At 36.7% G+C, this 21,733-nt stretch carries 26 protein-coding genes; 21 read left to right on the forward strand and 5 right to left on the reverse strand.

All coding sequences use genetic code 11. The features are described from left to right. Nucleotides 1-89: 89 nt before the first annotated feature. From FFS26_RS06175 to FFS26_RS06185, 3 genes are read right to left on the reverse strand one after another with little or no spacing between them, the layout of a single operon-like run. Nucleotides 90-653, reverse strand: coding sequence for a Maf family protein (locus FFS26_RS06175; RefSeq protein ID WP_110008947.1), 564 nt, complete (start codon nucleotides 651-653; stop codon nucleotides 90-92). 8 nt (nucleotides 654-661) lie between these two features. Then, nucleotides 662-1,180 (reverse strand): KdsC family phosphatase, encoded by a 519-nt coding sequence (locus tag FFS26_RS06180; protein WP_062672795.1) that lies wholly within the window; start codon nucleotides 1,178-1,180, stop codon nucleotides 662-664. Next, nucleotides 1,170-1,919: a Rossmann-like and DUF2520 domain-containing protein gene (locus FFS26_RS06185; protein WP_137904557.1), complete on the reverse strand. Its 750-nt coding sequence runs from the start codon at nucleotides 1,917-1,919 to the stop codon at nucleotides 1,170-1,172. Before FFS26_RS06185 ends, FFS26_RS06180 begins: the two co-directional genes overlap by 11 nt. 181 nt (nucleotides 1,920-2,100) lie before the next feature. On the opposite strand from FFS26_RS06185, the gene FFS26_RS06190 reads away from it, so the two are divergent. The 5 genes from FFS26_RS06190 (at nucleotide 2,101) to lepA (ending at nucleotide 6,773) form a co-directional block, all read left to right on the forward strand. After that, the gene (locus FFS26_RS06190) at nucleotides 2,101-2,652 is read left to right on the forward strand and encodes an RNA polymerase sigma factor (protein WP_110008945.1); all 552 of its coding nucleotides are present in this window, start codon (nucleotides 2,101-2,103) and stop codon (nucleotides 2,650-2,652) included. Nucleotides 2,653-2,668: 16 nt separating this feature from the next. Then, entirely contained in the window at nucleotides 2,669-3,211 is a 543-nt protein-coding gene (locus FFS26_RS06195; RefSeq protein WP_137904558.1) for a hypothetical protein, read from the forward strand. 6 nt (nucleotides 3,212-3,217) lie between these two features. Continuing rightward, nucleotides 3,218-3,730 (forward strand): hypothetical protein, encoded by a 513-nt coding sequence (locus tag FFS26_RS06200; protein ID WP_137904559.1) that lies wholly within the window; start codon nucleotides 3,218-3,220, stop codon nucleotides 3,728-3,730. 102 nt (nucleotides 3,731-3,832) lie between these two features. Next, on the forward strand, nucleotides 3,833-4,852 hold the full coding sequence (locus FFS26_RS06205) for a hypothetical protein (RefSeq protein ID WP_137904560.1): 1,020 nt from the start codon (nucleotides 3,833-3,835) through the stop codon (nucleotides 4,850-4,852). Between the two features lie 124 nt (nucleotides 4,853-4,976). Then, entirely contained in the window at nucleotides 4,977-6,773 is a 1,797-nt protein-coding gene (gene lepA, locus FFS26_RS06210) for a translation elongation factor 4 (RefSeq protein WP_062672783.1), read from the forward strand. Between the two features lie 56 nt (nucleotides 6,774-6,829). Here lepA and FFS26_RS06215 read toward each other — a convergent pair whose 3' ends face one another. Next, complete coding sequence (locus FFS26_RS06215; protein WP_137904561.1) at nucleotides 6,830-7,471, reverse strand: DUF1579 domain-containing protein; 642 nt, start codon at nucleotides 7,469-7,471, stop codon at nucleotides 6,830-6,832. 122 nt (nucleotides 7,472-7,593) lie between these two features. On the opposite strand from FFS26_RS06215, the gene FFS26_RS06220 reads away from it, so the two are divergent. The 16 genes from FFS26_RS06220 to FFS26_RS06295 all read left to right on the forward strand — a co-directional run bounded on the left by FFS26_RS06220 (nucleotide 7,594) and on the right by FFS26_RS06295 (nucleotide 20,519). Beyond that, nucleotides 7,594-8,289: an NUDIX hydrolase gene (locus FFS26_RS06220; protein WP_137904562.1), complete on the forward strand. Its 696-nt coding sequence runs from the start codon at nucleotides 7,594-7,596 to the stop codon at nucleotides 8,287-8,289. A gap of 376 nt (nucleotides 8,290-8,665) precedes the next feature. After that, nucleotides 8,666-9,208 (forward strand): NADAR family protein, encoded by a 543-nt coding sequence (locus FFS26_RS06225; protein WP_137904563.1) that lies wholly within the window; start codon nucleotides 8,666-8,668, stop codon nucleotides 9,206-9,208. Nucleotides 9,209-9,237: 29 nt separating this feature from the next. Continuing rightward, on the forward strand, nucleotides 9,238-9,786 hold the full coding sequence (locus FFS26_RS06230) for a 2OG-Fe(II) oxygenase (RefSeq protein ID WP_137904564.1): 549 nt from the start codon (nucleotides 9,238-9,240) through the stop codon (nucleotides 9,784-9,786). A gap of 76 nt (nucleotides 9,787-9,862) precedes the next feature. After that, the gene (locus FFS26_RS06235) at nucleotides 9,863-10,198 is read left to right on the forward strand and encodes a hypothetical protein (RefSeq protein WP_137904565.1); all 336 of its coding nucleotides are present in this window, start codon (nucleotides 9,863-9,865) and stop codon (nucleotides 10,196-10,198) included. A 2-nt stretch (nucleotides 10,199-10,200) separates the two neighbouring features. Then, nucleotides 10,201-11,055, forward strand: a complete 855-nt coding sequence (locus FFS26_RS06240) for a hypothetical protein (RefSeq protein WP_110008936.1) — start codon at nucleotides 10,201-10,203, stop codon at nucleotides 11,053-11,055. A 63-nt stretch (nucleotides 11,056-11,118) separates the two neighbouring features. Beyond that, complete coding sequence (locus FFS26_RS06245; RefSeq protein WP_137904566.1) at nucleotides 11,119-12,189, forward strand: adenylosuccinate synthetase; 1,071 nt, start codon at nucleotides 11,119-11,121, stop codon at nucleotides 12,187-12,189. A gap of 68 nt (nucleotides 12,190-12,257) precedes the next feature. Then, on the forward strand, nucleotides 12,258-12,734 hold the full coding sequence (locus tag FFS26_RS06250; protein WP_137904567.1) for a macro domain-containing protein: 477 nt from the start codon (nucleotides 12,258-12,260) through the stop codon (nucleotides 12,732-12,734). An 11-nt stretch (nucleotides 12,735-12,745) separates the two neighbouring features. Beyond that, on the forward strand, nucleotides 12,746-13,339 hold the full coding sequence (locus tag FFS26_RS06255) for a DUF4291 domain-containing protein (RefSeq protein WP_137904568.1): 594 nt from the start codon (nucleotides 12,746-12,748) through the stop codon (nucleotides 13,337-13,339). Nucleotides 13,340-13,356: 17 nt separating this feature from the next. Beyond that, nucleotides 13,357-14,589 (forward strand): TIGR02452 family protein, encoded by a 1,233-nt coding sequence (locus FFS26_RS06260; protein ID WP_228449398.1) that lies wholly within the window; start codon nucleotides 13,357-13,359, stop codon nucleotides 14,587-14,589. Then, nucleotides 14,586-15,221, forward strand: a complete 636-nt coding sequence (locus FFS26_RS06265; RefSeq protein WP_137904569.1) for a DUF4291 domain-containing protein — start codon at nucleotides 14,586-14,588, stop codon at nucleotides 15,219-15,221. Before FFS26_RS06260 ends, FFS26_RS06265 begins: the two co-directional genes overlap by 4 nt. Then, the gene (locus FFS26_RS06270; RefSeq protein ID WP_137904570.1) at nucleotides 15,218-15,724 is read left to right on the forward strand and encodes an O-acetyl-ADP-ribose deacetylase; all 507 of its coding nucleotides are present in this window, start codon (nucleotides 15,218-15,220) and stop codon (nucleotides 15,722-15,724) included. The genes FFS26_RS06265 and FFS26_RS06270 overlap by 4 nt, the downstream gene beginning before the upstream one ends. 4 nt (nucleotides 15,725-15,728) lie before the next feature. Beyond that, nucleotides 15,729-16,415, forward strand: coding sequence for an SIR2 family NAD-dependent protein deacylase (locus FFS26_RS06275; protein WP_137904571.1), 687 nt, complete (start codon nucleotides 15,729-15,731; stop codon nucleotides 16,413-16,415). Beyond that, nucleotides 16,415-17,356, forward strand: coding sequence for an ADP-ribosylglycohydrolase family protein (locus FFS26_RS06280; RefSeq protein ID WP_137904572.1), 942 nt, complete (start codon nucleotides 16,415-16,417; stop codon nucleotides 17,354-17,356). The genes FFS26_RS06275 and FFS26_RS06280 overlap by 1 nt, the downstream gene beginning before the upstream one ends. A 10-nt stretch (nucleotides 17,357-17,366) precedes the next feature. Beyond that, nucleotides 17,367-17,909, forward strand: coding sequence for an RNA 2'-phosphotransferase (locus FFS26_RS06285; protein ID WP_137904573.1), 543 nt, complete (start codon nucleotides 17,367-17,369; stop codon nucleotides 17,907-17,909). Nucleotide 17,910: 1 nt separating this feature from the next. After that, nucleotides 17,911-18,639, forward strand: coding sequence for a metallophosphoesterase family protein (locus FFS26_RS06290; protein ID WP_137904574.1), 729 nt, complete (start codon nucleotides 17,911-17,913; stop codon nucleotides 18,637-18,639). A 155-nt stretch (nucleotides 18,640-18,794) separates the two neighbouring features. Next, complete coding sequence (locus FFS26_RS06295; protein WP_137904575.1) at nucleotides 18,795-20,519, forward strand: hypothetical protein; 1,725 nt, start codon at nucleotides 18,795-18,797, stop codon at nucleotides 20,517-20,519. A 60-nt stretch (nucleotides 20,520-20,579) separates the two neighbouring features. Here FFS26_RS06295 and FFS26_RS06300 read toward each other — a convergent pair whose 3' ends face one another. Further along, the gene (locus FFS26_RS06300) at nucleotides 20,580-21,461 is read right to left on the reverse strand and encodes a cupin-like domain-containing protein (protein WP_110008924.1); all 882 of its coding nucleotides are present in this window, start codon (nucleotides 21,459-21,461) and stop codon (nucleotides 20,580-20,582) included. Nucleotides 21,462-21,733 lie beyond the last annotated feature (272 nt).

Genomic DNA, 21,733 nt, shown 5'->3' on the forward strand with positions numbered 1-21,733 from the left:
ATAATAAAATTTTATAATGAATAATATTTATATTTCTGGCGGAAATATTTTATTTCTTCTTTAATGGGAGTTTTGACCCTGATAATCTTTTAAATCAGAGAAGATTCTTTCAGTATTTTATAAACAAGATGGGTAGGAAGCCCCATAATGGTATAATAACTTCCGGTAAGACTTGTGATCTTTGCCATTCCCAGCCATTCCTGGACACCATAACTTCCGGCTTTGTCGAAAGGCTTATAGTTCTGAATATAATAGTTTATTTCTTCATCCGAAAGCTTGTCCAGAGTAACATCAGCCACATCGGTTTCAGTGATCGATTTTCCGGCGGTTTTGATGGTAATTCCCGTATACACCTGATGCGTTCTTCCTGAAAGGTTTTGAAGCATTTTAAAGGCATCCGCTTCATCTTTAGGTTTACCAAGGATCTGATTGTCGATAGCAACTACCGTATCGGCAGTCAGAAGTACTTCATCTTCCTCCAGACTTCTGAAAGCATCTGCTTTTAAGTCAGAAAGATAAGCGGCCGCTTCCTGTATTTTGATAGTTTCCGGAATAATTTCTTCACAGTCTATTTTTACGACTTCAAATTCAAAGCCTAAACTCGAAAGAAGTTCTTTTCTTCTTGGGGATTGTGATGCTAAAAGTAATTTCATACAGATACTTATACAGATTGAGTATTATCGTCATGCCAGTTTCCCTGAACTTTCATTACCTGTTCAATGACATCACGAACCGCCCCTGTTCCACCTTTTTTCGGGGAAATATAATCGGAAATTCCTTTTACTTCAGGAACCGCATTTTCAGGACATGCCGCAATGGCTGAACTTTCCATGATGTGAATATCCGGAAGATCATCACCCATGGTCAGAATTTCTTCATTTTTAAGATTGTATTTCTTCTTAAAATCTTCAAAATCATTCATTTTATTGTGAGACTTCGGATAGTAGTCCTGAATACCCAGATAATTGATTCTGTGCTTTACCATTTCATCATTTCCTCCCGTAATAACCCCAATTAAATAATTGTTTTTTAAAGCTTTTACTACTGCATAACCGTCCAGGACATTCATTACCCTGCACATATTTCCTCCGGGAAGCAGATATACGCTTCCGTCTGTGAAAACTCCGTCAACATCAAATACAAATGCTTTAATATCTTTTAATTTCTCTTTATAGCTCATACATTTCCTGAATAGAATGATTCATTGTTTTATAAATTTCAAGACTTTCGTCTTTTAATAATTGTTCATGCAGCTGTAAAATCCTTACATCATTTCTTACTGCGGGGCCCGTTTGTGCCATTTTAGGTTCAATTTCATGAATTTTCTGAACCGTTTCATCAATCAGCGGCAAGAAATAATCAAACGGAATATCCTGGGAATCTGAAATTTCTTTAGCCCTTGAAAAAAGATGATTCACAAAATTGCAGGCAAATACAGCCGTCAGGTGAATATATTTTCTTTTTTCGTGATTGCTTTCCATTACTCTTTCCGAAATCTTTGAAGTAAGATCAAACAATATTTTTTGATCTTTTTCATTTTCCGCCTCTATAAAAAACGGAATTTTTTCATAGTCAAGTTCCTTGGATTTTGAAAAAGTCTGTAAAGGGTAGAAGCTGGATTTTCTATACTCACCAGCCAGAACTTCTTTTGGAAGAGATCCTGAGGTATGGGCCACCAGACAATCTTTTTTTGTAATAATTTTTGAGACTTCTTCCACAGAATGATCGCTTACACAAAGAATATAAAGATCTGCTTCTTCCAGATGATCTGTAGAGCAAGGAATATTTAATTCTTCAGAGATTTTACTTAATTCTTTTTCGTTCCTCCCAAATAGCTGCGCCACAGGAATGCTTTTCAACGTGAAAGCTTTTGCCATATGATAGGCAACATTTCCGGAACCGATGATTACAATTTGCATATAACAAATATAAGATTTTAAGCTGAGCCGGGAAAGGAAGAACACTTCAGAAATCTTGTACTTCAATATAGGCACGTTTATTGCGTAAGTGTCTCATATTATTTTTAATATTTAAAATGAAAATTGAATTTTTAATTTAACTTTCAGCTATTTTTGTAATCCAAAACAATGAAGGCATCTTATGAAGATTAAGGACGCGGAAATTATTTCGTTGATGCAAAATCCACGAACCCAGGATAAAGGGGTTCGTGCCTTGATGGATGCCTATCAAAGCAGATTGTACTGGCACATACGAAGAATTATTGTGGACGGAGATCTTGCACAGGATACTTTGCAGGAAACTTTTATTAAAGCATATCAGAATTTTCATCAGTTTAAAAATGATAGCCAGTTGTATACCTGGTTGTACAGAATCGCTACCAACGAAGCACTACAACAGGTCAACAAAATGAAAAAAATGCAGAAAACGGATGAGGATCCAGAGTATCATATGCAGAATCTCGTCGCAGATAATACGGAAGGAGATGCTGAAGAAATACAGATTTTACTGCAGAACGCTATACAGAGCCTGCCCGAAAAGCAGAAACTGGTATTTATGATGCGGTATTATGATGATTTGCCCTACGAAGAAATATCAAAAATTGTGGATATGTCGGTAGGCACTTTGAAAACAAATTATCATTATGCCAAACAGAAAATAGAAGAGTATATTAAAGAAAATTACGAAAAATAATTTTTGACCAACAAAGATGAAAGAGTTCGACATAGAAAAATTAGAGCGTAAAAACATTTACACAGTTCCTGATGATTTGTTTCAAAATATTCAGGAGAACGTTATGAATGATATAAAGGCAAGTAAAAAAGCACCTGTCTTTAAGCTGAAGTGGATGTATGCTGCTGCAGCATCACTGGCTTTGATTTTTGGAGCAACTTATGTTTTTAATTCAGATAATGATTCCCCTGAACAGATACTGAACTCTAAAACAGCTTATGCTGCCAATGACGGAGCGCCGAAAACAGAAAGCGAGCTGGCTTATGAAACTTTAAAATCTGATTTAACTTCTGTTGAAAATAATGATCAAACAGTTGACAATCAAAAAAATAACAATGTCTACGCTTCTAAAAGTGCAAACGAAACCAAAAAAACTGCAGAGACCCCTGAACCGGTGAAAACTGTAAAGAAAAAAGAAGAAACACGAATAAATGAATATCTTGACTCGTTTTCTAATTCTGAAATTGCAGAATTAGCAAGTAATTCGACTCAGGACGTTTATTTGGATATTTATAATTAAAAGAAAATGAAAAAGATATTATTGACGTTTTTGATTATTTATGGCTTTGGATTGAATGCCCAAAGAACGGATTATGATTGGAAAAAGATGGATCCTAAACAAAGGAAAGAAGTCATCAATAATCTTTCTCCGGAAGAGAGAAAAGAACTCCTGAAGAAATTCAGGGACAATATGATCATGGATAATCTTAATGTTGATCCAGACGATAAAGCCGAATTTACACAATTGTATAACGAATATCTCGATAGCCAGAGGCAGATAAAAAGTCAGTTTAATTCAAACTTTGATCCTGAATCCTTAACGGATGACGAGGCTAAAGCAAAATTGCAGCAAAGTTTTGAATTGGGACAGAAGTTATTGGATAACAGAAAGAAATACGCAGATAAAATGCAGCAGGTAATTCCCTGCCAGAAAGTTTTGAAGCTGTTTCAATCCGAGAAAATGATGAAGGATAAAATGGACGAAAGAAGACCTCACGGAAACCATAACAATGCTTCGGGACCTAAACAGAACCCATAATAGTTTATTTTTTTAATGTTGGACGGCTCTTACAGATCTTTCTGTGAGAGCTGTTTAATTTTGCTGTAAATTCCTATTTTTGTTGAAGTTAAAACATAAATTATGAGAAACATTTTTTTCTTTTTATTGATTTCAGTTTTTGCATCAGCACAGAAAATAGAAACCATTGATCTTTCAAAATCCATTAAAGATGGCAAAAATTCTATCAAGAGTCTTACGGTAATAGATCAAAGGGCAAATCAAGAAATTGGAATTGTTATGCACCACAAGGACGAGGTAAAAGTTGTTTTCGAAAATAATGCCAGCAAAGACATACAGGATTGGTTTTATAAGTACAATCCGTCACGAGGAAATAATGATATGGTTTTTTTGCTTGAAAATTTAAATATTTCAGAAGATAAAAAGGAAAAGTATTCTATTGGAAAGCTTGAATTAAAGGCAGGTATATTTATTAAAAAAGAAGACGGATATCATTTTATGGATAGAATAGATACTGTGGCAACAGTCTCATCACGTACAACACCTTATCTGGCACAAAGTCTGGCAAGAAAAGTGACTTTAATTCTTACTGATCTTTTTAAAGACTCCTATAAAGCAACCCCTTGGGAACTTAGCATTTCAGAAAATGAGTTTCCTGATTATGCCTCTGTATTAAAAGAAAAATTGAGTATTCTAAAAGCAAATGAACTTAAAGAAGGGGTTTACAAAGACTATTATAGCTTTTTTACTCATAATCCTGAACCCGGATTTACTTTGCAGGCTAATGATAAGGGAATCATTACAAAGGCTGTAAAAGGAGATGAAAAATCGGCAATAAGACATTTTTATGCTTTTGTCTATAAGGGTATCGCATATAAAAATATTCCTGTGGGTTACACTGAGATTTTCAAAGATCATAATGGGGTTTTTATAGAGGCAACAAAAGCAGAATTATTTCCTGAAACGGTTACAACAGGGGTTACAATTGGGGCTGCAGCAGGAGGTCTGATTGGTGGCGTTATTGGTGCAGTGATAGATGTCAGTTTATCAGGCAAAAGAAAGAATACTGCAGGACCTAAAGTTTATCTTGATCCTTTTACCGGAAATTATGTGTTACCGGAAGACTTTGGCAAAACAAAATAATATTTAAAAAGAGGAAAAATTTTCCCTCTTTTCTTATTGTTATCTGTGTTTCAGTTAAAAGAAAGAATTAAGAATGAAAAATTCTCCTGCATTTTCTTATCTTTGCAAATTACAAGATTCTTAAATGAAAAACATACGAAATTTTTGCATAATCGCTCATATCGACCATGGTAAAAGTACCCTGGCAGACCGTCTATTGGAGTACACGAATACCGTTACCCAAAGAGAATTACAGTCTCAGACGCTTGATGATATGGATCTGGAGAAAGAACGTGGGATTACAATCAAGTCACATGCGATCCAGATGGATTATGAGTATAAAGGAGAAAAATATATTTTAAACCTTATTGATACCCCGGGACACGTTGACTTCTCTTATGAAGTATCCCGTTCTATTGCTGCCTGTGAAGGTGCACTTCTTATTGTAGATGCTGCACAGAGTATTCAGGCACAGACCATTAGTAACCTGTATCTTGCATTGGAAAATGATTTAACGATCATTCCGATTCTGAATAAAATTGACCTTCCGTCTGCAAATCCTGAAGAAGTAACCGATGAGATCATGAACCTTATCGGATGCGAATATGAAGATGTATTGAGAGTTTCCGGTAAAACAGGAGAAGGTGTTCATAACCTTTTAGAGCAGATTGTTGAAAGAATTCCTGCACCGGTAGGAGATCCTGACGGTCCACTGCAGGCTTTGATCTTTGACTCTGTATACAACCCGTTCAGAGGTATTGAAGCTTATTTTAAAGTAGTGAACGGAAGCATCACCAAAAATGAAAAGATCAAATTCTTCGCTACAGGAAAGGAATATGGTGCTGATGAAGTGGGTACCTTAAAACTGAAGCAGGTTCCCAAGAAAACGATCCATTGCGGAGATGTAGGATATCTCGTATCGGGTATTAAAGATGCCCGTGAGGTAAAAGTAGGAGACACCATCACTTCATTTGAAAAACCTGCAGATGCTCCGATTGATGGATTTGAGGAAGTAAAACCAATGGTATTTGCCGGGATCTACCCAATTGATTCTGAAGATTTTGAAGAATTAAGATTCTCTCTTGAAAAATTAAGACTGAATGATGCTTCTCTGGTTTTTGAACCTGAAAGTTCTGCCGCCCTTGGTTTTGGTTTCCGTTGCGGATTCTTAGGAATGCTACACATGGAAATCGTTCAGGAACGTCTTGACAGAGAGTTTAATATGAACGTCATCACTACGGTACCGAACGTATCTTATTTTGGATATACTAAAAAAGAGCCTGAAGTTCCGATTTTGATCAACAACCCGTCTGAAATGATGGATCCTTCAACGATGGACAGAGTAGAAGAACCATTCATCAAGGCGTCTATCATTACAAAATCCGATTTCGTAGGAGCAGTAATGACTTTATGTATTGAAAAGAGAGGAGAAATTGTTAACCAGAGTTATCTGACATCAGAAAGAGTAGAGTTAATTTTCAATATGCCTCTTGCTGAGGTGGTATTCGACTTCTATGACAGATTAAAATCTATCTCTAAAGGATATGCTTCATTCGATTATCATCCCATCGGATTCAGGGCTTCCAAGCTTGTAAAAATGGATATCCTGATCAATGGTGATATGGTAGATGCCTTATCTTCATTGATTCACGATTCTAATGCTTATTATATCGGTAAAAGGATGTGTGAAAAGCTTCGTGAGCTGATTCCTAGACAACAGTTTGATATTGCTGTTCAGGCAGCATTAGGTACGAAAGTTATCGCGAGAGAAACGATTAAAGCCTTAAGAAAGGACGTTACCGCAAAATGTTATGGAGGAGATATTTCCAGAAAACGTAAACTATTGGAAAAGCAGAAAGAAGGTAAGAAGAAAATGAAACAGATTGGTAGAGTAGAAGTACCGCAATCAGCGTTCATGGCTGTACTAAAGTTAAATGATTAATTATTAATGTATTATAAAGTAAAAACCGCTTCTGATGAAGCGGTTTTTTTTATGGATTATTTTTTGCGCGTATATTTTATTTCCATGGTTTTATATTCCTTTCCGGTCTTGGAATCAGGGCCGTACATTTCAAGCTTTTGAGTATTATCATCCACAAAAGTGAATACTTCTCTGAAATCACAGTCTTTTCCAGGTCTTGAAGGATCTGTCATTTTCCCTTTAAATTCAACTGATTTTGTGGAAGGGTTCCAGTCGCCTTCGCTATGCATGATTCCGGTTCCCATATTGTCGATCCATGTACTGACAAACTTTTTCTTTGCGTTATCATATCCCACAATGCTCATTCCTTCAAAAGGCATCCCCATAAAGTCGCCTTTATGATTTGTGATCTGATAACGTCCGCCAAACATCATTTTATTGGTAGCCTCGGATTTACTTATCATAGGTTTTGCCCCGTTTTCCATCCACATTGTTGTTTCACCAGTCCAGGTTCCATCAGATTTTGCAAGCATTTTCTGCATTTCTCCCGGAGTTGAGTACGCCATCCAGTCTTTCAAGGCGGTTGCGGAATCTACAGGTTTCCATTCAGATGTAGAAGCTGAATCTGCTTTATCAGAACCAGTGGAAGCTGTCGTTTTTCCTTTCTCGCAAGCTGTTAACAGGAAAGCTGCAGAAAGAATTGCTAATAAATTTTTCATAATAATTTAGTTTTAAGATGGTTAGAAAGATAACTTAAAGGTAAGAACTTTTATGTTAATTAAAATTTTTTTTAATACAGGCATAAATTGTAACTTTGTGTATTCATAACGCAAATCAAATTATGGAGTCTCCAAAAAAATTACAGGATATAAAAGTGGCTGTAGATGCCGTTATCTTTGGATATTTTGATAAAAAAGATCTTCAGATCCTTCTGATTAAAAGAAATATTGAACCTTTTAAGGGAGGTTGGGCCCTTCCGGGAGGTCTTGTTCTTGATGATGAAAGTGTAGATGATGCCGTAAAAAGAGAACTTTACGAAGAAGCCGGCATAAAACCCGATTTTTTAGAGCAGCTCTATACATTTGGTAATCTCGGTCGCGATCCGAGAAACAGAGTGGTTTCTGTGTCTTATTTGGGGCTTGTAAACCCTTCTTATCATGAACTGTTTGCCGATTCAGATGCCGATGACGCACAATGGTTTAGTATTAATAAACTTCCATCAGTAGCATTTGATCACAAAACCATTATTGAGACAGCATTAAAAAGACTTCGCACAAAAATTCAATACCAGCCGATCGGCTTCAATCTTCTCAATGAAGAATTCCCTTTTTCAGATCTTGAAAACCTTTATAAAACAATTGTCGGACAGGAAATTGACAGAAGAAACTTCCGCAAGAAAATCATGAGCTACGGACTCCTGAACGAAACCAATAACGTTAAAAAAGAGGGTAGCGGCAGACCCGGGAAACTTTTTACTTTCAATAAAGAAAAATATAAAGAGCTGGAAGAGCAGGGCTTTTATTTTGAAATCAAATAGTTTGTTTTAAAAACAAATTTCACAAATGTCTTTGACTCCAGCTTATATTATCGGTCTTCTGTCATTCTGACGGAGGAAGAATCTCGTAATTGGTTAGATTCTTCACTACACTGTTGAACTACGTTCGCAGACCTTCAGTCTGTGTTTAGAATGACATTGATGTAATAACAATTTTTAAGATCAAATTCCACCAGTTTTAGCTGAAACCTATCAAATTTGTGTCATTTGTGATTAAAATTAGTGTGATTAGTGTTTGTTAAGATTAAATTTTTATTGCTGGAAATCAATTAATTATATTTATTAGCGTAAAATTAACACAAATAAATTTGGTCCAAACGCTGATATTCTTTTAAATTTGTGTCAAAATAACGCAATCATGAAATATACCTTACAAAATATTATAGAACGCTTTCAAAAAAAGGAAAAGATAAAATATCTCTTTTTCTGGGGACACACGGCAAAAGATATTGTTACCAAATCATGTTTCAGCCAATGGTTTCCAGGAAGTTTTGAAGAAAACGGAATTACCTATAGAACAGCAGAACATTATATGATGGCTGCAAAAGCAAGATTATTTAATGATGCTGAAATGGAAAAGGAAATTTTAAAAGCCGCTACTCCGAATCAGGCAAAAGCTCTGGGTAGAAAAGTAAAAAACTTTGATCCGAAACAGTGGGACGAGCATAAATTTGAAATTGTTACCAGGGGAAATTTTTTGAAATTCTCTCAAAATCAGAAATTTAAAGACTTTCTTTTATCAACCGGAGACAAAGTTTTAGTAGAGGCAAGTCCTTATGATAGAATCTGGGGAATCGGGATGCTGGAAACAGATAACAAAGCTGAAAACCCTTTATTATGGAACGGAGAAAACCTTTTAGGATTTGCTTTGATGGAAGTAAGAGATGAATTAAGAAGGTAAAAACACAAACCAGACACAAAATATTAATTATGGAAAAAATAGAATTACACCCACAGATATTTCTGATTGAAGATTTTCTGATTGAGTCTGAATGTGATCATTATATCAGTCTTTCACAGGAAAAAGTCTTTGAAGAAGCAAAGATCAATGTATTCGGACGCCAGCAGATGAATAAAGGAATCAGAAATAACGACCGGCTGATGATTTTTGATACAACAATCGCTGAAGAGCTTTTTAACAAGGCTGTAGATTTTTTACCTCAGGAACATGATGGATATCAGATTCTTAACTTTAATGAAATGCTCAGAGTTTATAAATATGCTCCCGGGCAGCAGTTCAAAATGCACAGAGACGGAAGTTATATCCGAAATGAAAGAGAGAAAAGCTTTTACACTTTTATGATCTATCTGAATGATGATTTTGAAGGAGGTGAAACAGAATTTGAAAATCTGTTTGCAGTAGCTCCAAAGAAAGGAACAGCTCTTATTTTTCATCATCCGCTCAGACACGAAGGAAAAACTTTAATTAGTGGAGTAAAGTATGTTTTAAGAACGGATATCATGTATTACAGGGAATAATCATTCTTAAAAGATAAAGGCTTTACTATGTCTTGTTTAATTAGCGTAATATTAACACAAACAAAAATATTTGATCATGGAAGATGAATTAAAACCCAGATTTATCGAATCATTACAAAGAAATAATGATCAGATCAGAGAAGACCGTGCAAGGATCATCGGGGCAGATTCCGAATTGATCTACAGGCGCAGAGTGGAAGATATCGAACTAAAAATCAAAAGGCTCGAGCGCGAACAGGAAGGGCTTATTGATATCAGCCCTTTGGACAGGAATAGTCTGACTTTTGCGGATTTCAATCCCGAAGCATTCGTTCAGAAAGACATGGAATTATCATTAACAATCAGAAATCTGAATATTCAGCTCGAAGTTACCCAAAAGAGATTTGAATATTTATTTGGAAAAAAATTATAGGCATGGGAAGTACAAGATATGATTTAGACGCTCGTTATGACAGAGCAAGAAAAGCAGGTTACGGAACAAAATCCGCAGGGGAAATTTTCACCCAGAATGCCAAAAGAATGGCTCATGAATCGATGAATCCATATGGAATTTCTTTCAGGGAATCCCGGGATTCGGAAGTTCACCCCAATTCAGTTCCCATTATTTTAGGATTAGATGTTACCGGAAGTATGGGCCATATCCCTCACGAGTTAATCAGAGATGGATTGCCAAAACTGATGGGCGGAATCATCCAGGGAGGTGTTCCCGATCCGGCCTTATTGTTCCTTGGAATCGGAGATCATGAATGTGATGGTTATCCGCTTCAGGTGGGACAGTTCGAATCAGGAGATGCAGAACTGGATATGTGGCTTACCCGAACCTATATTGAATCCGGAGGAGGTGGAAATGCAGGTGAAAGTTATCTTTTAGCATGGTATTTTGCAGCATTTCACACCAGAACCGATGCGTTTGAAAAAAGAGGACAAAAAGGATTACTGTTTACCGTAGGTGATGAACCTTGTTTAAAAACACTTCCTGCTTCCGCCATCAGGGAAATTATGGGAAAAGGGCAGCAAACCTATACTCATTTTGAACTCCTGGAAGAAGCACAAAAAAAATATGAAGTATTCCACATCAGTGTTTTACATTCCGATCAGGCACTGAGAGCAGACAGAGGCTGGAAAGAATTATTAGGACAAAACTGTATTTCCATAGCAGATCACAGGGACATTCCGAATGTTATTAAAAACATTATCTGTGATAAGTTTAAAAACAAAAGCATCGGAACAACAGGAACAGGAGGATTGGATCAGTTTCAGATGCTTTAGAAATCTGTCAATGTCGTCATAAAATATGAATGACAATACTAGAAAACTCAAAAATTAAAAGACATGAAAAAGGCTCAAATAGTAATAGGACTTGGTTTTGGTGATGAAGGAAAAGGAATTACTACAGATTTCCTGGCTTCTCAGAATCCGGAGGCTGTTGTGATCAGATTTTCAGGAGGTCAGCAGGCTGCTCATACTGTAATGATTGATGAAAGAAAGCATGTGCATTCCAGTTTTTCTAGTGGTGCACTTCGTGGTCTGCCTTCTTACTTTACCGAGCATTGTACGATTCATCCGGTTTTTCTTCTGAATGAAAGAGAAGAGTTAAAAGCAAAGAACGGAAACATTGAGCTGCATATCCATCCATTGGCAAAGCTGACAACTCCTTTCGATGTATGGCAGAACAGAACAAATGCCCGTAATCTGGAACACGGAACCTGTGGAAAAGGAGTGGGAGCTACCATGAAAAGACACGAAAGTCCTTACAAACTATTTGCTGCAGACCTGATTGCGCCCAGAGAGATGCTGATGGAAAAGTTGAAAGGAATTGCCTATTATTATGGCTTTATAGATGAAAACGAAATTAGTGAACTTTTACAGCCTTTTTTAGATGCTATTGACAGTATTGATTGGAAAATAAGTGACTATAACTATCTGGCTAACTTCGATCACCTTGTTTTTGAAGGAAGCCAGGGTATTTTACTCGATATGGACCATGGCGTTTTTCCCAATGTGACTTATGCATATACGACTTCAAAAAATGCCTGTGAGATTTGTAAGCTTTTAAAGATTGAAGATATTGAAATGTATTATGTCACCAGAAGCTATTCTACCCGTCATGGAAACGGCTGGATGAGCAATGAAAAAGAAATGAATCTGAAAAACAATGAAGAAGAAACCTGTATATTCAATGAATATCAAAAGGAGCTAAGAACCGGAGAAATAGATTACAAACTGCTGAATTATGCCTTAAAATTGGATGGAGCTTATGCATTTCCGGTTAAAAAAAATCTTGTCATTACCTGTCTGGATCAGATTGATGAACAATTTAAAGTAGAAAATCTTGATGAGGAATTTGATGTTGTCTATGGATCCTATTCTCCGTATTCTAAAGATTTTAAACGGATTTTTTAAATTCAGCAGTTAAAAATGTTAATTTTATTAGGAGAGGAGGAAATGATAGAGAATAAAAGTAAATAACCATGAAAACGATACAATATTTAAAAGGGGATGCTACGGTCCCACAGGCGAAAGGAATAAAGATCATCGCCCACATCTGCAATGATATCGGAGGTTGGGGAAAAGGTTTTGTACTGGCAGTTTCCAAAAGATGGGAAGAGCCGGAAAAAGAATATAGAAACTGGCACCGTTTCAGAAGTAAAAATAATTTTGCATTAGGAGAAATTCAATTGGTTCAGGTTGAAAAATACATTTTTGTAGCCAATATAATCGGGCAAAAAGGAATAAAAACCGGAAGTAATGGTGTCCCTGTTCGGTATGATGCCATTGAAAAAGCTCTGGAAAAACTTTCCAATGAAGCTTTGCTGCTGAACGCAAGCGTTCACATGCCAAGAATCGGATGTGGACTGGCAGGAGGAAAATGGGAAAAAATTGAACCTATTATCGAAAGAACATTGCTTGTAAAGAATGTGGAGGTATATGTGTATGATTTTGAATAAATTAACTAACAATGAAAGAATTTGAAATAAGAGCAGATTATAAAAATGACACGCTGATTGTCTATCAAGCCTATAATGAAGCAATTGCAAAATCAGCCGTAGAGAATCAGAAATTTACAGCTCCTTTTTCATTCAACAGGATGACCTGGATAAAGCCTTCTTTTCTCTGGATGATGGAGCGCAGCAACTATGGACAGAAACCCAATCAGGAATGTACCCTGGCCATACATATTAAAAGAGAAGCCTGGGAGAAAGCTTTAAGCAAAGCAATTCTTACTTCACCTGAAAAAAGGGTTTATCCCGATCCCCGAAAATGGGAAAAAGATTTTGAAAATGCCGGAATATATGTGCAGTGGGATCCTGAAAGGAATATTAAAGGAGCAAAACTGAATTACCGTTCCATTCAGGTAGGAATCAGCCGCGCATTGATTGAGGAGTTCAATGAAGAATGGATTGTAAAAATAGAGGATTATTCTCCTTTGGTTAAGAAGATTCTGAATCTTACCAGGTCGGGAGAATTTGATAAGGCAAAAAAACTGCTGCCGGTAGAAAAAAACTATCCTCTGTCAAAAGAACTGGCTTACAGAATTGGAGCCACAGTATAACCAAATAAACGAACGTCATGAAAACAACAACATTATACAGACCGGTAGGAGAAAAAGAAATGATCTTGATTATGGAAAGCGGATTTAAAAAATTTCCTCCAAGACTGGAATGGCAGCCCATTTTTTACCCCATTCTTAATGAAGAATATGCTTCAGAGATTGCGGAAAAATGGAACACCAGAGACGAAGCTGGAAACTATCTTGGTTTTGTAACCCGGTTTGAGGTGTTGGAAAAAGTGACGGATCAATATCCTGCACAGAATGTTGGGGCTAGAAATCACAATGAATTATGGGTTCCTTCTGAGGATCTTAACAGCTTTAATAAGGCAATTGTAGGAGATATCAAAGTAATCAAAGTCTTTATAGGAGATGACTTTAAGAAGGCCGCAAGCGCTGAGGTGGAAGATTTGATGATCAACATAAAAGAAGTAACTATGACTAATAAAGGAATGGCAAAAGATACTTTGGATATCTTAGCTAAAAAATATTATATTAACGAACATAACGAAAAAATAAATATAGAAAACGAGCTGGAAATCAGTAAAAAAGAAACCTCTCTTTTCACTCCGGAACAGCTTTCTGAAATGAAAGAATCTCCGTTGCCGGAAATCAGTTTTGAAACAAAAATTGAAGCATGGAAGTGCAGTTCTTTAAAAGCAATTTTACAATTAGCCGAAGAAGAAAATCAGGAAAAGATTATGTGTCTCAATTTTGCATCAGCAAAAAATCCGGGTGGAGGATTTATCAATGGAGCAGAAGCACAGGAAGAAAGTCTGGCAAGAACTTCCGGACTGTATGAAAGCTTACTTCAGGCATTTGATTATTACACAATTCATCGTGCAATGGAATCCTGTTTTTATACCGATACAATGATTTACAGTCCTAAAGTTCCTGTTTTCAGGAAAGATAAGGGAGAGTTGCTTCCTAAGCCTGTTCTGTGTAATTTCATCACGTCTCCGGCAGTCAATACAGGGGTGGTAAAACGTCAGGAACCGGAAAGAGCACATGAAATTCTTGATGCAATGGATCTTAGAATGGATAAAATGCTTTCACTGGCTTTACAACAAGGAAATGAAGTTCTGATTTTAGGAGCCTGGGGATGCGGTGTCTTCAAAAATGATCCAAAAGAAATTGCAGGATTATTTAAAAAGCATCTTCAGGGAAAATATAAAAATAAATTTAAAAGAGTGGTTTTCGCAGTGCTTACCAAGAAAGAAGAAATGCTGAAACCATTTGAAGAAATACAATGAAAATAGAACTAAAAAAATATAAAGAACAATTACAAGACTGGCCTGCACAAGGATATCACATCATGGCTCAATATGACGATGAAAAAATTGTGGTATATCAGTCTTATAGAAAGGAAATTGGAGAATTTGCAGTGAAGAATCAATTCTTTGGCGGAAGTTTTAGTTTGGAAAGAATGACCTGGATAAAACCAAATTTTCTTTGGATGATGTACAGAAATGGCTGGGGAAGAAAAGAAGGTCAGGAGCATGTTTTGGCTATTCATTTGAAGAAAGAAGCTTTCATAAAATATCTGGAAAATGCCATATATTCTTCTTACAATACAAGTTTTGGGATTTCCAGAGAAGATTGGCAGAAGCAGGTAAAAGAATCTTCAGTCAGGCTGCAGTGGGATCCGGATCATGATCCTTTTGGAAATAAACTGGAACGAAGAGCCATACAGATTGGTTTAAGGAATGAATTTATTCGATCTTTTTCTAAGGATGATATTCTTCTCATTGAAAATATTTCAGATTTTGTGGCAGAACAATATCAGTTTGTACTGAATGATGATTTAGATAACCTGATCATCCCTGAGGAAAAACCTTTATTATTTGATGATGAGGTTTTAAATAGAAAACTCAATTTAAGATGAAAATAGAACTAATAAAAGGAGACATTACAAAAATCCAAGCTGATGCAATTGTTAACGCAGCCAATTCATCCTTACTTGGGGGAGGCGGTGTAGATGGAGCTATTCACAGAGTGGGAGGATCTCAGATATTGGAAGAATGTGTTGCGATCAGAAATAGACAAGGAAAATGCAAAACGGGAGAAGCGGTAGTAACAAATGCAGGAAATCTCCCTGCAAAATATGTTATTCATACAGTAGGACCAGTTTGGAACGGTCACGAAGAAAAGGAATCCATTCTTCTGGCAAACTGTTATCATAATTCTTTGAATTTGGCAGAAAGCCTTGGTGTGAAAACCATTGCTTTTCCTAATATCAGTACGGGAGTTTATAGGTTTCCAAAAGAACTGGCTGGAAAAATTGCTGTAGATGCGGTCAGAAATTTTAAATCGGATATCATTGAGAAAGTTATATTTGTTTGTTTTGATGATGAAAATGAGATAATTTACCAAAAACTTTTAGATTAAACCCATGAAAAAACTAACCATATTAAGCGGTGCAGGAATCAGTGCCGAAAGCGGAATAAAAACCTTCAGAGACGGAGACGGTCTCTGGGAAAATCATAATGTAACGGATGTAGCAAGTCCGGAAGGCTGGAAAAAAGACAGAGCTTTGGTTCTGGAATTTTACAATCAGAGAAGACGCCAGCTGCATGAAGTACAACCTAACGAAGCGCATCAATTACTGGCGGAGCTGGAAAAATATTTTGATGTTCAGATCATTACCCAGAATATTGATGACCTTCACGAAAGAGCAGGATCTACTAAGATTCTTCATATTCACGGAGAACTGTTCAAATCATGCTCATGCAACAATAAAAACCTGATTTATGAACAAAAAGAGGATATTAAAATTGGTGATAAAGCTGAAGATGGAGCGCAATTAAGACCTTTTATCGTTTGGTTCGGAGAAGATGTTCCTTTATATCAAACGGCAAGAGAAATCGTAAAAGAATCGGATATTCTGCTGGTTATCGGGACTTCTCTGCAGGTATATCCCGCAGCAGGACTGATTCATGATATCAAAGATGACTGCCTTTTAATTGTCATCAATCCTAATGAAACGGGATTCGGATACGGACAGAGAGCTGTAGTAATGAAGGAAACAGCCACTCAGGGAATGAAAATATTATTTGATAAATTAGTCAATTTAGCCTGATGGAAAATAAGGTAAAAGCTGGAATTATGGGTGTTTGTATTGGAGATGCACTTGGAGTTCCGGTGGAATTCAAAAAAAGAGAAGATTTAAAACGTTTTCCGGTAACGAAAATGCTGGAGTATATGTCATGGAACCAGCCCAAAGGAACCTGGAGTGATGACAGCTCTCTTACACTTTGCCTTGCTGATGAACTTTCCAAAAGATATGATCTGGAAAAAATCGGACAGAGTTTCGTAAAATGGAATAAATACGGTCACTGGACTGCCCATGGAAGGCTTTTTGACATTGGAGGAACGACAAGACATTCTCTGGCGAGATTAATCAAAGGTGAGAGTGCACGATTTTCAGGAAATATTTTTGAAGAAGATAACGGGAATGGTTCTCTGATGAGAATTCTTCCCCTCGCTTTCTATCTTGAGAAGGAAAATAATATTCAGAAACTCTATCTGACGGTAAAAGAGGTTTCTGCAATAACTCACGGCCATCTCCGTTCTGTCTTTGCCTGTTTCATCTATGTCATTTTTGCCATTCAACTGTTGAAAGGAAAGAATAAAAAAGAAGCATATGAGCAAACACAGAATATCACTTTAAAATATGCTGAAGAACAAGGATTTAATCCTAATGAAATTGAACTTTTCAGAAGGATCTTAAAAAATGATATTTCCAAATATCCTGAATATGAAATTAAGAGCGGCGGCTATGTTCTTCACAGCCTGGAAGCCTCTCTATGGTGTTTTTTAAACTCAGAAAGCTATGCTGAAGCTGTTTTGAAGGCCGTCAACCTCGGGGAAGATACCGATACAACGGGAGCTATCACAGGAGGAATTGCCGGAATTTATTATGGATATGAAAATATTCCACAAGAATGGATTTCTGAGCTGGTGAGAAAGAATGATATTGAAGCATTGTGTGAGAAATTACACCAAAAATTAATGAATTAAAACACAACCCATGAACGAAATAGAAAAGAAAAAAATAAGTAAATTTTTAAGCCTGATCCTGCGGCATCAGCCTGAAAGCATTGGGCTTACACTCGATGAAAATGGCTGGGCAGATATAGAAGAACTGCGGGAGAAATCAGCAAAGAAAAGAATATATTTTACCTCCGAAGAATTGGATGAGGTGGTAGAAACGAACAACAAAAAGCGTTTTGCTTTGAACGAAGATAAAACGAAGATCAGGGCGAGTCAGGGACATTCTATTGATATTGATCTGGCGCTGGAAGCTATACAGCCGCCGGAATTTCTTTATCACGGAACTGCTGAAGCTAATATCAGATCTATCATGGAAAAAGGTATTGAAAAAAGAAGCCGTCAGCATGTGCACTTAAGCGCTGATAAAGAGACTGCTGCAAAGGTCGGAATGAGACACGGCAAGCCTGTGATTCTTACGATCAGAACCGGAACCATGCATCAGGAAGGATTATCTTTCTACCAGTCTGCAAATGGGGTTTGGTTAACAGATTTTGTAGATGCAAAATATATTTCAAAGTAAAATGAGCAGAACATTAGTGGTTGGAGACATTCACGGAGGATTTAAAGCCTTACGGCAGGTTCTTGAAAGAGCCGAGGTTACGCCAAATGATCAGCTGATTTTCCTGGGAGATTATGTAGACGGATGGAGTGAGTCTTCTGAAATAATACATTTTTTAATGGATCTCTCCAAAAAGCAGGAATGTATTTTCATCAAAGGAAACCACGATGCATGGTGCGAAGATTGGATGGCTTTCGGGCAAAACCCTGATGTTTGGCTTTTTAATGGTGGAAAGAGTACTGTTGAGAGCTATAAAGATTATCTCCCGGAAGATCTGGATCTTCACCTGGAATTCTTTCAAAGGATGAAAAACTATCATATCGACGATCAGAACCGGTTGTTTATTCATGCGGGATACGCTTCCATGCACGGCCCTGAAAGAGAAGTGTATTCCAGTAATTACCGCTGGGACAGAACCCTCTGGGAAACGGCTGTTGCAATGGATAAAAAACTGCAGAAAAATTCAGAGCTTTATCCTAAGAGATTACTATTATACAATGAAATATTTATTGGGCATACGCCTACGATTGAAATAGGAATTGCAACTCCTGCCAACAAAGCCAATATCTGGAATATGGACACGGGAGCGGCTTATACCGGATCTTTATCTATCATGGATATTGATTCCAAAGAATTCTGGCAAAGCGATCCGCTTCCTTTCTTATATCCAAAAGAAAAAGGGCGAAATTAATACTGTTGAGAACAAACCAAACAGGTTTTCAAAACCTGTTTGGTTTTTATCTGCAAAACAACTTTACCTTTTCAATCTTTTGCAATTTTGACTGCCAAGACATCCCCGTTTCTCACAAAAGATGATTAATTTTAAAGTCTGAAAATATGACTTCAATGAAACTGAAATATCTTTTATTCACATTAAGTTCTACCTTGTTTTTGGCTCAAAAATCATTTCAGACCCCTTTTGAAAAAGGGAATGGCAATCAAACTGTTACCTACGATGAAATGAATAGCTATTACCAGAATCTGGCTAAAAATTTCAATACCATTCAATACCTTAAAAAAGGAGAAGATGACAATGGAAAACCCATTTATGTAGTGGTTTATAATCCTTTTCCTGAAAAAGACCTTGAAAAATTAAGAAAAAACAAAGCCATTCTTTTTGTCAACAATGGAATTCACCCGGGAGAGCCGGACGGAATAGACGCTACCATGATGCTGATGAGAGATCTGGCGGCTAAAAAAATTAAAACTCCGCAGAACTTTATTATTGCTGCTATTTCCGCTTACAATGTCAGTGGAATGCTCAACAGAGGATCTTACTCGAGAGCCAATCAGAATGGACCGGAGCAGTACGGTTTCAGAGGAAATGCAAGAAATTATGATCTGAACAGAGATTTTATCAAGGCAGAATCCAAAAATGCCAGAAGCTTTCAGGAAATCTACCAGTGGTTAAAACCAGATGTTTTTATTGATAATCACGTCAGCAACGGAGCGGATTATCAATATACGTTTACCTATATTTCTACTTTTAAAGAACGTCTGGGCAATACTCTGGGGAATTACTTCTACAATGATTATCAGGCTAAAAATCTTGAAGATATGAAAAAGCTGGGGTATGAAAGTACACCTTACGTCAACATTCACGGAGATGTTCCGGAAGTGGGATTTGCCTCATTTGAAGACTCTCCCAGATACTCTACAGGATATACTTCGCTTTTCAATTCCTTAGGAACCGTTCCGGAAACCCATATGTTGAAGCCTTACGATAAAAGGGTAGATGCTACCTACAAATATATGTTGGTGAACCTGCAGAATTTGGATAAAGATTATCATACCATAAAGCAGCTCCGCATTGAAAATTTAAAACAGTATCAGGCCGGAAAACAATATGGAATCCGTTGGAAAATAGACTCCACAAAATTTTCAACGATGGATTTTAAGGGCTACGAAGGAAAGTACAAACCTAGTGAAGTTTCGGGGAAGCCAAGGCTGTATTATGACCGTAATAAGCCTTTTACAAAGAACATCAAGCTTTTTACAACAGCTGTTCCAACGGGATATATTACCATTCCGAAGTATTATGTCATTCCACAATCACAATATCGTGTAATTGAAGAATTGAAGAGAAACAATATTCAGATGAGTCCTTTGCAGAAAGACAGCACTTTGTCTGTTGAGTCCTATAAAATCAAAGATTTTAAAACCGTTAAAAACCCTTATGAAGGCCATTATCTGCACTTTGAAACGACGGTTGATGCTTCCCGTAAAAGTTTGCTGTTTTCGGCAGGAGATTATCTAGTTACTACCGATCAGCCAGGGGTAAAATATATTATAGAAACTCTTGAGCCTGAGGCATTAGATTCATTTTTCAACTGGAATTTCTTCGATGGAATTCTGGCGCAGAAAGAATACTATTCTGCTTATATTTTCGAAGATACAGCTGCCGAACTCCTGAAAAAAGATAAAAAGCTGAAAGAAGCCTTTGAAGCAGCGAAAGCGTCCGACAAAAAACTGTCCGAAGATGGAACTGCACAACTGGATTGGATCTACAGGCATTCTCCTTATTTTGAAGAGAAAACCTTCAGGCAGTATCCGGTTTACAGAGTGTTGTAATCAATTGATAATAAATAAATAAACTAAAACAGGCGTTTCCATGGAAACGCCTGTTTTAGTTTATCTTGGTAAGCCTCTTTTCAAAGCTATTTCTGCTCTTTTGATCGCCATTTTCTCCTTCCAGTCCATGTATTTCTTTTTGAAATTAGACTTCATAATATCGTCAAATTTACGCTGTACAGTAAGATTCCATAGGGAATGTGCTTTTACAGCCCATGATTTATCCCAGGCTCTTAAAGAAATTGAGAAACTTCCGTCCAGATACTTCATCCAATGCCACCATCCGGTAGGCATGAATAAGGTATCTCCATGTTCAAGGAAACACTCAATTCCTTCCACACCATCCAGTGCAGGGAACTTGGTGAAGTCAGGATTTTCAATATCATAATCTTCCAGGGCATAGGTTGCGTACGGAATCTGATACAGTCTTTCTTTCCATTTGTAATCAAAAAGAAGAATATGTTTTCTTCCGTTGAAGTGAGTATGGAAAATATGAGCCATATCAATGTCAAAGTGAAGGAATGTCACTGATCCTTTTCCACCAAAGAACATATTCGGATACTTATCCAGGAATCCTCCCATCAGGTCTTTAGGAGAAATATAATCTTCCAAAAGTTTCGGGGCATATTTTATAGGGTCGAAGAGAAAAATTCTAAGATCGGTTGGCTCTCGCTGGATAAGATCTATATAATCTCCAAACTTCATTTTTGCTGCAGATGCATTGATGGGAGCCGAAGGATCTGCCTTTGAGCTGTCATAGAGAGGGACTTCCACATCTCCTACAACTTCCTTCATATATTCCATCGTCCATTTTTGATAAGCAGGCCATTTTTTTGCCATATTTCTGATGACAACGGGCCTTCTTGGCTTCAGATATTTTTCGTAGAAATCTTCTTTAGAAATGTCTTCTACAACATCTATAGGCTTTAAAATAATTCCCATTTTATAAATTTTATGTTACAAAATTATTAAATATATATGTATGTACCAGTGTTTAATTTTTTTTTAATCTATGATTCAAATCAGATTTTCCTATTTAGAATAAGTAAAAATATCAATTTTCTTACTTCCCTTTAAAATTGTTGTTTATGCCTTCATTAAGACAAAACCTATTCATATTATGTTACACAAATAAAAAATTAATTTAACTCTTCTTTTGCAGAATCTATATGCCAAAGATCATCTTATCATGAAATAGATATCATAAAAAAAAG

The organism is Chryseobacterium sp. 2VB (assembly GCF_005503635.1).
GTDB classification, from domain to species: Bacteria; Bacteroidota; Bacteroidia; order Flavobacteriales; family Weeksellaceae; genus Chryseobacterium; species Chryseobacterium cupriresistens.